Annotated in this window: 6 protein-coding genes; 3 read left to right on the forward strand and 3 right to left on the reverse strand. The window is 52.9% G+C overall.

The window, feature by feature from the left end:
- Nucleotides 1–373: 373 nt before the first annotated feature.
- The 3 genes from Q1Y74_RS09390 to Q1Y74_RS09400 all read right to left on the reverse strand — a co-directional run bounded on the left by Q1Y74_RS09390 (nucleotide 374) and on the right by Q1Y74_RS09400 (nucleotide 5,429).
- Nucleotides 374–2,458 (reverse strand): family 20 glycosylhydrolase, encoded by a 2,085-nt coding sequence (locus Q1Y74_RS09390; protein WP_300814008.1) that lies wholly within the window; start codon nucleotides 2,456–2,458, stop codon nucleotides 374–376.
- A gap of 21 nt (nucleotides 2,459–2,479) precedes the next feature.
- Nucleotides 2,480–4,804, reverse strand: a complete 2,325-nt coding sequence (locus Q1Y74_RS09395) for a glycoside hydrolase family 20 protein (protein ID WP_300814010.1) — start codon at nucleotides 4,802–4,804, stop codon at nucleotides 2,480–2,482.
- A gap of 106 nt (nucleotides 4,805–4,910) precedes the next feature.
- A complete protein-coding gene (locus tag Q1Y74_RS09400) occupies nucleotides 4,911–5,429 on the reverse strand; it encodes a hypothetical protein (RefSeq protein WP_300814011.1) in 519 nt (172 codons plus the stop codon).
- Between the two features lie 394 nt (nucleotides 5,430–5,823).
- Between Q1Y74_RS09400 and Q1Y74_RS09405 the strand changes: the two genes are divergently transcribed.
- From Q1Y74_RS09405 to Q1Y74_RS09415, 3 genes are all read left to right on the forward strand, one after another.
- The gene (locus tag Q1Y74_RS09405; protein ID WP_300814012.1) at nucleotides 5,824–9,930 is read left to right on the forward strand and encodes a two-component regulator propeller domain-containing protein; all 4,107 of its coding nucleotides are present in this window, start codon (nucleotides 5,824–5,826) and stop codon (nucleotides 9,928–9,930) included.
- Between the two features lie 582 nt (nucleotides 9,931–10,512).
- Entirely contained in the window at nucleotides 10,513–13,647 is a 3,135-nt protein-coding gene (locus Q1Y74_RS09410) for a TonB-dependent receptor (protein ID WP_300814013.1), read from the forward strand.
- A gap of 39 nt (nucleotides 13,648–13,686) precedes the next feature.
- Nucleotides 13,687–14,274: a hypothetical protein gene (locus tag Q1Y74_RS09415; RefSeq protein ID WP_366914093.1), complete on the forward strand. Its 588-nt coding sequence runs from the start codon at nucleotides 13,687–13,689 to the stop codon at nucleotides 14,272–14,274.
- Nucleotides 14,275–14,349: the final 75 nt, after the last annotated feature.

Here is a 14,349-nt window from a genome sequence, read left to right on the forward strand (position 1 = left end):
GGCAATTTGCGGATATGCGGGCTCACCACAGAGAACATAGAGTCTCACGGAGGGCAAGGGGCGTGAACGGGTGCGCGGACGGGGGTATGCGGACGCACCGTGGTGCGTCCCTACCTCGTTGTTGTGTACGTGTAGGGGCGGGGCAGCCCCGCTCTGTATGCGACAGGAGAAAAAAAAGATGTATGCGGATTGTAGGGACGCACCACGGTGCGTCCGCTCTCATCTACCCGCTTCGTTTTTGACAGGAATTACACGGATAACACGGAGAAAGAAGAATAATAATCCGTGGATTTCCGTGTAATCCGTGCCTGAAGGAAGGCAGCTCTTTAGTTTTGACACACCCCGTTCTTCGTGTCAGCCGGGCAGGCGGCGACTACTGCACCACAATCTCGTCCGTGAAGACCCATCCGCCGAACTCCTTGCCGGCACGGGCCTGGTAGCGGATGTAGCGGGCTTTGGTTTCGCCCTGCCAGCCGTAGTTCTTGAAGACAATGGCGTCGGCCTTGTCCACCCGGTGGCTGATGCGGGTCAGTTCTTGGTAGTCCGTGCCGTCCGTCGAGACGGAGATGATGACCTCTGCCGGGAGGAACACCTCCGGCCCCACCACTTGGATGAAGTCGGCGGAAATGGAGCGGATGTCCGTCTCAGCCTCCAGGTCTACGGTCACGTCCAGCCGGTTGCGCGAGATGAAGCCCTGCCAGGCTCCGTCCGAGTAGGTCCAGTTGCCTCGCCTGCCGTCCGTCAGAGACTTTTCGCCCCGGGCGGCGTAGCTCTGGTTGAAGGGCGCGTTGTAGGTCACCGGCTTGTTCAGGGCCAGGTGGCTGACGGGGGTGACACTCTCCGGACGGTCGCCGATTTCGTTCATCAGGTCAAACGGGTGGTAACCCTTCTGCTTCAGCTGCTCCACGGCCTTCAGGGCGCGGGCATGGAAGTCGGCGTACGACTTGCGGGCAGGGTCGCTCCACGCCACTTCGGCCACGGCCAGGATGCGCGGATAAATCATGTACTCGCACTGTTCTTCCGTCGGGATGTATTCCGTCCACAAGTTGCCCTGCACGCCGTAGATGAGCCGGGCCTCCTCCTCGCTCAGCGCGGCGGGGATGGGGTTGTAGGAATAGACCTTGGACAGGGGCAGGTAGCCGCCGATGGCTTCGGGCTGCGAGGCGGGCGCGTCCTGATAGCCGTCCAGGTAGCAGTGGGAGCCGGGCGTCATGATGGCGCGGTGGCCGGCCTTGACGGCGTTGATGCCGCCCTCTTCGCCCCGCCACGACATCACGGTGGCGTTGGGCGCCAGTCCGCCCTCCATAATCTCGTCCCACCCCAGCAGCTTGCGTCCGTGGGCGTTGAGGAACACTTCGATGCGGTGTATCAGGTAGCTTTGCAGCTCGTTGACGTCCTTCAGGTTCTCGTCCTTCATGCGCTTCTGGCATTTGGGGCAGGTCTTCCAGGCCGCCTTACCGGCTTCGTCGCCTCCGATGTGGATGTACTCCGAGGGGAACAGCTCCATGACCTCGGCCAGCACGTCTTCCAGGAAGGCGAAGGTGGCTTCGTTGCCCACGCAGAAGTCAGCGTGCTTGTAGGGCTCGCCCGTACACGACAGTTCGGGATAGGCCGCCAGCACCTCTTCGGAGTGGGCGGGCATCTCAATTTCGGGGATGAGGGTGATGTGGCGCCGGGCAGCATACTCCACCAGCTCGCGGATGTCGTCCTGCGTATAGAATCCTCCCTGTGCCCGCGGGTCGTCCTGCTCGCAGTACTTGCGGCCTTCGGAGCCGAACCACCATTTCTTCCACACCGCTTCCGGGCGCCAGGCGGCAAACTCCGTGAGGCGCGGATATTTCTTGATTTCAATCCGCCAGCCCGCTCCGTCCGTCAGGTGCAGGTGCAGGCGGTTCAGCTTGTAGTGGGCCAGTGCGTCCATCTGCTTCTTCACGAACTCCTTGGAGCGGAAGTGGCGCGACACGTCCAGCATGAGGCCGCGGTAGGCAAAGCGCGGCGCGTCCTCCACCCGTACGGCCTGTACCGTCCGGTTGCCTGCGGCGTCGGTGTCGGTCAGTTGCAGCAGGGTCTGCAGGCCGTAGAAGAGGCCCGCGTCCGTGGCGGCGCGGATTACCGCCTGCCTGGGGGTCACCTCCAGCGTGTAGCTTTCGGCGTTGTCCGCCGTCGGCGCGGTTTCCGTCTTTTCCAGCAGGATGGAGTTACCGCGTGCTTTCTTCGCGCTCTTCAGTCCCTGGTTGTAGGGGGCAGGCAGGGTGGCCAGATAGGTTTCCAGCATCTTCTTCTCCTTGCCTTTCAGGTTGGTGCAGAGGACGGTCGCCTCTGTTATGCGGAACAAGCCTTCGCGCTGCTCCACTTTCAGCGGAGCAGGGGTCACTTGTTGGGCCTGCGCCTTGCTTCCGCCCACGGTGAAGAACGCGGACAGCAACAAGGCGCAGAGGGTTAAGGTATGTCTTTTCATGGGGTCAGCCTCCTGAGGGGGTTATCGGATGCTGATTTCGTCCACGAAGAGGAAGCCCGGGTTGCCCTTGCCGCCGTGCCACTGCGGGATGGATTTCTCCGACAGGGCCAGTACGCGCACGTAGCGGGCGGTGACGGGCTTGAAGTCAATCTTGTGCTCGTAGAGGCCGTTGCGGTCGGTCTCCTTCATGGCCGGATATTTCTCGGAGAACACTTGCGTGAACTTCTTGCCGTCGTCGGACACCTTGACGGTGACTCCGCGCACGTCGAACACCCAGTCGCCCTTCTCCACGCAGGTGGTGAAGGACACGTTGGAGATTTCGGTGGGTTGGAGCAGGTCGATGGTCACGTCCATGTCGTTGCGGTAGAAGGCAATCCAGCGTCCGGTCTTGTAGTTGCCGTTGCCTTTCAGTCCGTCAGTCAGCGTGGTGACGCCCTTGAACTGATATTGCTTGTTGACGGGCTGGTTGGCCGTTGTGGGCTTGCAGGTGGACTTGCTGAAGGCGATGGCTTCCTGCAGGATGCGGCTGTTGCCGTTGGGGCGTACGGCTACGGCCTTGAAGGTGCAGTCCTGGTTGATGGATACCACGCCTTCGGCCACGGGCGACGCGGCGGTGGGGTCTGTCCCGTCCAGTGTGTAATGGATGGGTGCTCCGTCGATGGTGCTCACGGCTACGTCTACCGTGCCCTTCTCAGAGTTGGCGGTGAAGCTGGCGGTCACGTCGAACACGTGGGTGGCGTAGTTGTAACCCAGGGTGTCGTACAGCTTGATGAGTTGCGGCAGGCGGCTGAGGAAGTTGGCGTAGTCCTTCTTTTCCGGATTGGTCCACTGCACTTCGCAGAGGGCAGCCCAGCGCGGCAGGGCCATGTATTCCAGTTGGGCATAGGTGGGAATGTATTCCGTCCAGTGGTTGGCCTGTACGCCCACGATGTACTTCTGTTCTTCGGGCGTCAGCGAAGCGGGCATGGGTTCGTAAGAGTAGACGCGCTCGATGGGCAGGTAGCCTCCGATGGCCAGCGGCTCGTTCTCGGTGTCCTTGGTCTGGTAATAGTCGAAGTAGAGGTAGGTGTTGGGCGTCATGATGACGTCGTGCTTCTGGCGCGCCGCTTCGATGCCGCCGCCTTCACCCCGCCACGACATGACGGTGGCGTTGGGTGCCAGGCCGCCTTCCAGAATCTCGTCCCAGCCGATAATCTGGCGTCCGTGCTCGTTCAGGAACTTCTCCGCATGGTTGATGATGAAGCTCTGCAGATATTCCTCCTTGCTGTGCCTGGAGTCGCTCTTGATGCCCAAAGCCTTGATGCGGGCCTGGCACTTTGGGCACTTCACCCACTGAGACTTGGGACATTCGTCGCCTCCCACGTGGATGTATTCCGAGGGGAAGATGTCCATGATTTCGGTCAGCACGTCGTCAATGAACGTCAGCACGCTGTCGTTGCCGGCGCAGAGCACGTTGTCCGACACGCCCCACTGGGTCCATACCTCATACGGTCCGCCCGTACAGCCCAGGTGCGGGTAGGCGGCCAGTGCGGCCTGCATGTGTCCCGGCAGGTCCACTTCGGGGATGACGATGATGTTGCGCTTGGCGGCGTAGGCTACCACTTCGCGGGCTTCGTCCTGCGTGTAGAAGCCGCCGTAGGGCTTTCCGTCATACTGGCCCGAGTTGCGTCCGATAACAGTCTCCTTCCGTTTGGAACCGATTTCGGTGAGCAGCGGGTATTTCTTGATTTCCAGTCGCCAGCCCTGGTCTTCGGTGAGGTGCCAGTGCAGGCGGTTCATGTTGTGCAGGGCCATCATGTCGATGAACTTCTTGATTTCATCCAACGTGAAGAAGTGGCGGCCTACGTCCAGATGGGCTCCGCGATAGCCGAAGCGGGGCTGGTCGTTGATGGTGACGGCCGGCAGCACCGGAGTGCTTCCCGCCAGCACGGGGATGGACTTGCGCAGGGTCTGGATGCCGTAGAATACGCCGGCTTCGCTGGCGCCGTCGATGGTCACGCCGTCGGGCGTCACTTGCAGGCTGTAGGCTTCCGGGTTGTCATTCTGCAGGTTTTGGCTGAGGACGATGTCTCCCTTGCCTTCCGTGCCCGGACGGGTCTTGTACTCCTTGCCCGTGGCCTGTTTCAGATATTCGGCCAGGAAGAGGGCGTTGTCCTTCATTTTCTCGCTGTTTTCAGGATACACGATGGCTACCCCTCCGTCCAGTACGAATTCCTGGCCGGCGGTGGCGGTCACTTCCTGTGGCAATGGGATTACTTGATAGTTGGCTGTCGTTTTCTGCTGGTTGCAGGAGGCAAGAAGGCCGGCAAGAGCCAACAGCCCGGTCAAACTGAAATTTTTTTTCATGGTAGTATAGAATATAAAGTTAATGAAAAGTCGAGGCTTTCATGGCAAATGTACCACTTTTCTGTTATTATTCCAAAATATGGACACGGCAATTTCTGCCCCGCCTTCATTTTATGCGGGGGCGGCCGGAAGGCGGATTTGACATTTTGACATTTTGTATTTCCTGATTGCCGAGAATTGCGTAATTGGGACTGCCGGACGGGCTGCTCCGTTTTTTGGGAACGTTTTTCTGTATTCGGCTGTCTGGCAGTGCGGTATCGAAATGTTTACAGTTGAAATAGAGCGGAACGGGCCTTTCCGTCCGCCATTTCTGCCTGCTCTGTCCTGGAAAACAGCCTTCCGGCGGGTGGACACTTGCACGGTCGACGGACGGTGCCTGCACGGTTGCCGTCTGTTGCTTGCACGGCGGGCGGTCGTTGCTTGCACGGTTGGTGCTAAGAAAAGGCCGTTTTTGCATATATGGTGTATTTTTATTGCCGGTTCTGCATTTGAGTTGCATGCTTATGCTGTTTTCCTTGCCGTGTTTCTCTAAAAGCCGCTCCTGTTGAAAAACGGATTGTCGGCAGGTTTCTTCGTTCGGGCCTGTTTTGTTTCCGGTTGTTCGTTTTTGCTGACAGATGGCCATTGGGGCCTTTGCAGCGTAAGCCTGCCGATGTCATGCTTGCGGTTTCCGTAAGGGCTGTTCCGGCCGGCCGAAAAGGAACATGTGGCTCCTCGGACTTACTTATTGTAATGTGGTTTGAAAAGGGAGGACTTGCTGCTCCTTGTTTCCCGGGTCAGCAGGCTCTATTTGGCGCATCCGTTTTCCGTTCCGGCAGTGAATGTCATATAAAAACATGCTTTTTTCAGTTTTTTTATCTATATTTGCCGCATGGTAACACTTGCCTTATTGTATAAACGCTGTAACAGGGAATGCTATGCAAAACATGTTCGTTTTTATATTTACTTGTCTCTGCCTGCTGGCAGGTGCTTCCGAGAGCCGGGCTTCAAGAACAGAAGCGTATTCTCCGGCAATTGGAATGGCGTCTGTCTTGAACGGATTGTCCAATAAGGATGTGCAGTCCGTCTATCAGGATAGGGATGGTTATATCTGGATTTCTACACGTAACGGACTGTTCCAGTATGACGGCTATTCCATCGTATCCTACAAATCAAATTATGCTCATCCCGATTTGTTGACGAGCAACAATATCCTTTGCGTGGCCGAGGATACGAACCACCGCCTGTGGATAGGAACGTATGGCGGACTGAATGTGCTGGACAAGCAGACGGGCATCATCCGCAAGATAAACCATCCGGAGATGAACGGAAATTCAATACCCAAAATCCTGGTGACCCGGAAGGGGCGGATTTTCTTTGCCACGGATTGGGGGCTCTACGAATATCAGGAAGAAACGGATGATTTTCTGGTCTATGACTGGGAACGTACCGGAAAAGTGCTGCCTAAAACAACCATCAAGGCCCTTTGCGAGGACGACAGGGGCGATATCTGGATTGGTACTTGGGATTGGGGGCTGTTCCGTTACGAGACCTCTACCGGCAAATTCGTCAGGTATCCGCGCTTGAATGCGCGGAACTCCGCCCATGTCATCTTTCAGGACAGCCGCAAGAACATGTGGATTGGCTCGTGGCATGGAGGGTTGACGTTGCTGCAGAATGCCTGGCAAATGGACAAGCTGACCTGGGTCACTTACCGGAACGATGGGGCGGATGCCTCGTCTATTTCGGACAACATTATCTATGCCCTTTCTGAAGATGTCAATTCGGGCGCTTTGTGGATAGGTACCCGAAAGGGCCTCAGCGTTCTGCCTCCTTCGGACCGCTACACCGGAAAGGAAAGTTTTGAGAATTACTATCCTGACGATTCCGAGAGTGCCATAGCCAGTGATGAAGTGACGTCGGTGGTGTGCGACCGTCAGGGACTGATGTGGCTGGGGATGATAGGTGGCGGTGTCACCAAAGTGAATACAAGGAAGGCCGATTTTGTGTGGGACGACTTGCGCGATGCCAGGCAGCTGTTGAAGACGACGTCCGTGCGCAGCATCTTCATTGATGACGAGGACAAGCTTTGGCTGGGGACGGGTTCGTACGGCTTTGGCGTGAGAAACCGCAATACAGGTGAATTTGTACATTATTCGCAGATGCCGGAATTTGCCGGCTACCGCAATGTGACCACCGTCATGTCCATCATGCAGCATTCGGTCGACGGACACATCTGGATTGCCGCTTATGACGGCGGCGTGTATGAAATAGACAAACAGGCTCCGGTGGCACAGCGGGTGAAGCATTATCTTTCGGCCCATTCTGCATGGCTTGCCGGCGACTGTGTCTATTATGTGTACGAAGATAAGGAGCATAACCTCTGGTTTGCCACGCGCAATGGCGTATCTGTCCGTACCGTTGAGGGAAAAGCGGTGCGTTTCGACTCATTGCAAGTGGGCGGCTCGTCCATGCGGAGCGTGGTGGCTTTAGGCCTGACAGAAGGAAACGGAGACGACGTATGGGTCGCTTCGGGCACCCACGGCGTGTTGTTGTTCCGCAAGGCGGACAAGAAATCCGGCTTTTCCGGTTACTCGGTTGCCCAATATGCCATTGAAAACGGTAAGCTGAACTCAGACTATGTGGATTGTGTCTTTAAGGACCGTTTCGGGCGCATTTGGATAGGAGGCGGTAACGGGCTCGGGCTTTATGACGAGGAAAGCGATTCGTTTCTGCCCTTTCATGCCAACTGGAATCTGCCTGGCGACGTGGTCGTCAGCATTAAAGAAGACAGCTACGGCCATTTGTGGCTGGGCACCAATGCGGGGCTGGTCAAGCTGACGGTGCCTGAGAATCTGTCGGATGTGACTTTCCGCCTATATACGACGGCAAATGGCCTGCAGGACAATATATTCATTCGGGGAGCCGCTTCCGTGGCTCGCGACGGCGAGATGTTTTTCGGAGGCCATCGGGGATACAATAGCTTTTACCCCGAACGGTTAAAGGACCAGGCTTTCTCCTCGCCGGTGGTTGTGACGGACATCAAAATCTTCAACCAGACCTGGCATTCGCTGCCTGAGGACGAACGTAACCGCATTTCGGCTTTCGCACCCGGCTTCACAGACGAAATCCGTCTGGATTATCTTCACAATAATTTCAGCATTGAATTTTCGGCTTTGGAATATGCCAACCCGGCGCGTAACCGCTATGCATACAAACTGCAGGACTTTGAATCGGAGTGGCAGTACACGGATGCTTCCAAGCGCTTTGCCTACTATAACAACCTGCATCCGGGAACTTATACGTTCTTTCTGAAGGCATCCAATTCCAACGACGTGTGGGACGGCGAGACGCTGAAGATGAAGATTGTGGTTCTGCCGCCTCCCTGGAAAACGTGGTGGGCCTATACTATTTATACAGTCCTTGTAATATCCGTCGCTTATTATTTTTATTACCAGGTGCGGAACCGGATACGGCTGCGCAACGCACTTCAGCTGCGTGAAATGGAAAAGGCAAAGGCGGAAGAGGTGAACCATGCCAAACTACAGTTCTTTACGAACATCACCCATGAATTGCTGACTCCTTTGACCATACTTTCTGCTTCGGTGGACGAGTTGAAGCGCATATCGCCCGTGCATAAGGAACAGTATCGGCTGATGAACAATAACATAAACCGGTTGATACGCCTTTTGCAGCAGATTCTGGAGTTCCGGAAGGCCGAAACGGGTAATTTGAAACTGAAGGTCTCGCAGGCAGACCTTTCCCTGTTTGTCCGCCGCAGTGTCGAGAGCTTCAAGCCTTTGATGAGGAGCAAGGACCTGCGTTTCAGCATTTCATGCAATCCCGAGTCGTTATGCGTCTACTTTGACATGGACAAGGTGGACAAGATTCTTTATAACCTGCTTTCCAACGCTTCCAAGTATAACCGTCCCGGCGGAATGGTCAGCATAGAACTGGCAGGTGGTGAGGATGGCATGGTGCGCTTGGTTGTCAAGGACAATGGTCCCGGCATAACCGAAGATGTGAAGAAAGGACTGTTCAAGCGTTTTTATGAAGGCGATTACCGCAGGTTCAAGACCATCGGTACAGGTATCGGACTTTCTTTGGTACATGATTTGGTTGAGCTTCATCATGGTTCCATCCAGGTGGAAAGTGAGAAGGGAGAGGGAACTGCCTTTATCGTTTCTTTGCCCGTATCGCGTTCGGCCTATGCGGAAGAAGAGATAGATGACACCTTGTCGGAAGTGGCCGACGAAGAAAAGGTCGTGGTAGGCGAAGAGGCGGATGAATCGCCGGAACCGGTGGCGGGTGATGAGAGCGCGGAGAACGAGAAGAAAGAACCGTCGGGGGCGCGGAAAACGTTGCTGCTTGTGGAAGACAATGAAGACTTGCTGAAGTTGATGGTGAAACTGTTGGGAGTGGATTACGCCCTCTTTACGGCTTCCAACGGAAAGGAGGCACTTGAAGTGGTGAACCAGCAGGAGGTGGATTTGATAGTTTCCGATGTGATGATGCCGGAGATGGACGGTATAGAGTTGTGCCGCTGCATCAAGAATCAGTTTGAAACGTCTCATATTCCTGTCATCTTGTTGACCGCAAAGAACAAGGAGGAAGATAGGGTGGAGGCCTATGAGTCGGGTGCCGACGCATTTATCAGCAAGCCTTTCAGTCTGAGTGTGCTTCATGCGCGCATCAGCAACCTCCTTCGCAAGCGCGAACGCATGGGCCGGGATTTCAAGAAGCAGTTGGTCTTCGAGGCCAAAGAACTGAACATAACCACCCTTGACGAGGACTTTTTGCAACGTGCCATTGACTGTGTGAACAATCATATCAGCGATCCGGACTTTGGACAGGCACAGCTGTTGAACGAAATGCACACGTCCAAGTCCACCTTCTTCCGTAAACTGAAATCCCTTACGGGACTCAGTGGGTCGGCCTTTATATTCAACATTCGCATGAAGGCTGCCTGCCGCATCATGGAGGAGAAGAAGCGGATTAGCGTGTCTGAACTGGCCTATGCGGTGGGTTACAGCGATCCGCGGTACTTCAGCGCCTGTTTCAAGAAAGAGTTTGGAATGCGTCCTTCTGACTATATGAAGAAGTTTACAACTGTCGGGAATGTCAATGAAGAAATGCAACCGGATTAAGGGGCCTTTTGTCTGGTTGTATATTCTTCTACCCATGGCGGTGGCCGTCAGCGGCCGCGTCATTCGGGCAGGAGGTGTGCTCGCTTCATTTTTAGAATAGGAGGGCATGGGCTCTTTCCAGGGGTTGTCTTTATGCTTTTCTTTATCCTTATTTTCGCGTTGTTCTGCGTAACCGGTTCCTGTGGATGACACTGCACCGTTTTCTCCTGCATGGCCCTGTGCTCATGCAGGAAGGTGTAGCCATGCGTTGTTGCGTGGTCCATGATTGTGCGGCATCAGGCCGTTCTGAAAGGCAGAGTCCGGCTTGGGCTTTGGAATGGCTTTCTTAAAAAATGTATCGTTTTGTTTTATATTCATATCGGCAGAGAGGCTTTATGTACTTTCTGATGGCAACGTATGATGTATAAATTTAGTTCATTTTATATGCTTTTTGGGTTCGTGAACCCATATTCTACGTGTTTGGGATATTCCAAATCCTTTAAATACTGTTGCTTTTTTACTTTTGCCTTCCGGAATCAAGGAATCTGTTCCAAGCGGATTCTTTGAGTATTTAATATATGTTTAATCTTAAAATTATTGCTAATGGAAAAGCAAGAAAATTTCTCGGGACAGCGAAATCCTAATTTTCGTCGACTGCTTCCAGCCGCAATTCTTCTGTGCCTTTTCTTGTCGGCGCCGGTAAAGGGATATGCCGGAGAGGCGCCTGTGCCGGAGGCGGTACAGCAAAGCACGGTGAGAGTGACAGGCGTGGTGAAGGACGTCAATGGAGAACCAGTTATTGGCGCCAATGTGATGGCTGTAGGTACAACGGTGGGTGTAATTACCGATTTGGATGGTAAGTTTACTCTTGATGTTCCTGCTGGATGCAAGTTGAAGATTAGCTTTATCGGTTACAGAGACCAGGAGATTACTGTGAAGAAAAGTATGAACTTGAACATTGTGCTGGAAGAGGATTCTCAGATGTTGGGCGAAGTCGAGGTCGTTGCTTACGGTGTGCAGAAAAAAGTGTCTGTGACGGGTGCAATTTCTTCAATGAAGGGTGATGATTTGCTGAAAACCCCTTCGGGTTCTATCTCGAACATTCTTTCCGGTCAGGTGACGGGTATCTCTACTGTTCAGTATTCGGGCGAACCGGGTGCCGATGCGGCAGATATCTACGTGCGTGGTATTGCTACATGGAACAATGCCACACCGTTGATTCAGGTGGATGGTGTGGAACGTGACATGTCGCAGATTGATCCGAATGAAATTGAAAGCATCACTGTGTTGAAGGATGCTTCGGCAACAGCGGTGTTCGGTGTACGTGGTGCCAACGGTGTTATCTTGATTACGACCAAACGTGGTGCCGAAGGCAAGGCTAAGATTTCGTTCTCTACATCAGTAGGCGTAAACGTGCGTACCAAGGAATTGGAGTTTGCCAACTCTTACCAGTATGCCGACTATGTGAATATGATGCGTAGAAATGACGGTAACGATATCCTTTATTCTGACGAGGTGTTGGCGGCATTCCGCGATCACAGCAATCCGATTCTTTATCCGGACATCAATTGGATTGACTACTGTATGAACAAGGCTTCTTTCCAGTCGCAACATAATGTCAATATCTCTGGTGGTACGGACAACATGCGTTACTTCGTGTCGGCCGGTATGTTCACTCAGGGCGGTATGTTCAAACAGTTCAATGCTGCCAACGATTTCAACTTCGACTACAAGCGTTACAACTACCGCGCTAACCTGGACTTTGACGTGACTAAGACCACTTTGCTCTCGGTGAACATCGGTGGCCGTCTGGAAAACAAACGTACGCCGGAGTCGGGGCAGGATCAGAACCAGCTGTTCCGTCAGTTGTATTGGGCTGTTCCTTTCGCCAGCGCAGGTATTGTAGATGGCAAGTATATCAAAACCAATCCCGACTATGTGCCCAATCCGGGAGCTGACGGTCTTTCTTCTTATTTTGGTAAGGGTTTCCGCAGTACTTCCACTAACGTAGTGAACCTGGACTTGATTTTGAATCAGAAGCTGGATTTTATTACCAAAGGTTTGTCTGTTAAACTGAAAGGTTCTTACAACTCCAGTTACAGCACCACTAAGGTGGCTTCTTCTTCGGTAGCCACGTACACGCCGGTTGTCAGTGGCAATGGCATTATCAATTACAAGAAGTCTGGTTCAGATACACAGACCAGTTATTCAAATAGCAACTCGGGCAAGGCTCGCGACTGGTACATGGAGTTGGGTATAAATTACTCCCGTAAGTTTGGTGATCATAATGTGTCGGGTTTGTTGCTCTACAACCAGTCCAAGACATTCTATCCGGCTTCTTACAGTTATATCCCAACCGGTTACGTAGGTCTGGTAGGCCGTGTCACTTATGACTGGAAGACACGCTATATGGCCGAGTTTAATGTGGGCTATAATGGCTCTGAGAATTTTAATCCCGAAAATCGTTATGGTTTCTTTCCTGCCGGTTCTGTGGGATGGACTATCAGTGAGGAACCTTTCTTCCAGCCTTTGAAGAAGGTTATCAATTACATGAAGTTCCGTGTTTCGGTCGGTATGGTCGGTAATGATAAATATGGAAACCAGCGTTTCTGGTATCTGCCGGGTTCATACGGATACGGCAGCACTTCGGGTGCAAGTCTGGGACAGAACATTGGTACGGCGAAACCGGGTGCCTGGGAATCAACTCACACCAATCCTGATGCCAAGTGGGAAACTGCCATCAAGCAGAACTACGGTGTGGACTTTACAATCTTAAATGAGCATCTGAACATTTCGGCAGAGTATTTTATTGAAAACCGTCGCGACATTCTGCGTAATCCCGATTATCTGCCGGGGCTGTTAGGAATGTCGTTGCCTGCCATTAATGTAGGTAAGGTACAGAACAAAGGTTTCGAGGTACAGGCTAAATGGAATGACCAGTTGAACAATGACTTCCGTTATTGGGCCAACTTTAATATTTCGTTTGCCCGCAATAAGATTGTGTATATGAATGAAGTCGCCCAGAACGAACCGTGGATGTACCAGACAGGCCGCGTGGTAGGTTCTCGTTCCATGTACAAGTTCTGGGGATTCTATGATGAGACAGCCGATGAGCGCTACATGGAGGAATTCGGCATTCCCATTGCAGACCATAGCGTTACACTCCGTCCCGGTGATGCAGTTTATGTAGACCTTAACCGTGACGGTAAGATTAACGGTGACGATGCTACCCGTGACATCGGCTTCACCGATGTGCCTGAGTACACAGCCGGTCTGAATTTAGGCTTCTCCTGGAAGAACTTTGACTTTTCTATGCAGTGGACGGGTGCTTGGAACGTAGACCGCATGCTTTCCGAATTCCGTCAGCCGCTGGGTGACACGCAGAACAAGGGCTTGCTGCTCTATCAGTATGAAAATACATGGCGTTCGTCTGCCGATACTTATACGGCCAAATTCCCGCTTGCTACTGCAACTAATGCCAGCAACAACTACGCTCAGAGCGATTTATATCTGATTGACGCCAGCTATCTGCGTTTGAAGAACGTCGAGATAGGTTATAACTTTGATTTTCCCTTCATGAAGAAGCTTAAATTGAATGACTGCCGTCTCTACCTCAATGGATACAACCTGCTGACTATTACTGGATTTATGTGGGGAGACCCCGAATCTCGTCAGAGCGACCGTCCGAACTATCCATTGACCCGTGTATTCAACATCGGTTTGAAGCTGGGCTTCTAAATAGTAACTTATTAACGGAAGATTTAAGAACTTGAGATTATGAAACATATAATGAGTTGGATGTTTGCGGCACTGGTAGGCTTATCTGTCTTTTTTGCTTCCTGTGTCGATGAAATAAAGTTTGGTGACGCTTTCCTGGAAAAGCCGCCTACGACCAGCGACTTGAACCAGGATTCCATTTTCGGCAAGGCAGACTATGCAGAGGCCTTCCTGTGGAATACTTACAAAGATATGTATTACGGCTTGCCATATTATTGGGAGGTCAACAAACAGAAAATGAATACGGGCATGTTTGAAACCATGTCTGATTGCTGGCATAGTCACAATTCATGGAGCGGTGTGAACTCTCTTTATTACAGTGGAGCTTATACGGCAGCCGATGAAGACAACAGCCGTGGCCACGTACGTTTTGCATATTATGGCTATCGGACATGGGAAGCCATTCGTTCAAGCTGGATGTTCATTGAGAACGTGGACCGAGTGCCCGATATGGATCAGGCTGAGAAAAACCGCTTGAAGGCGGAAGCGAAGGTTATCATCGCTTCCCGTTACTTTGATATGTTCCGTCATTTCGGTGGCCTGCCGTTGGTGGACAGAACCTATGAACCTGAGTTTTGGATAAGATAACACTCTCAACCTAGTGAGAATATCCACGAGTATTCCCTGCGGAGAACCTTCCGTTCTTCGCTTCCACATGTTTAT

Origin of the sequence: uncultured Bacteroides sp., assembly GCF_949298305.1 — a bacterium.
In the GTDB taxonomy this organism is placed as follows: Bacteria; Bacteroidota; Bacteroidia; order Bacteroidales; family Bacteroidaceae; genus Bacteroides.

Excerpts from the sequence above, each read along its gene's own strand:
- Q1Y74_RS09390 (WP_300814008.1), bottom strand. The coding sequence starts at position 2,458 with ATGAAAAGACATACCTTAACCCTCTGCGCCTTGTTGCTGTCCGCGTTC.
- Q1Y74_RS09395 (WP_300814010.1), bottom strand. The coding sequence starts at position 4,804 with ATGAAAAAAAATTTCAGTTTGACCGGGCTGTTGGCTCTTGCCGGCCTT.
- Q1Y74_RS09400 (WP_300814011.1), bottom strand. The coding sequence starts at position 5,429 with ATGGCCATCTGTCAGCAAAAACGAACAACCGGAAACAAAACAGGCCCG.
- Q1Y74_RS09405 (WP_300814012.1), top strand. The coding sequence starts at position 5,824 with ATGGCGTCTGTCTTGAACGGATTGTCCAATAAGGATGTGCAGTCCGTC.
- Q1Y74_RS09410 (WP_300814013.1), top strand. The coding sequence starts at position 10,513 with ATGGAAAAGCAAGAAAATTTCTCGGGACAGCGAAATCCTAATTTTCGT.
- Q1Y74_RS09415 (WP_366914093.1), top strand. The coding sequence starts at position 13,687 with ATGAAACATATAATGAGTTGGATGTTTGCGGCACTGGTAGGCTTATCT.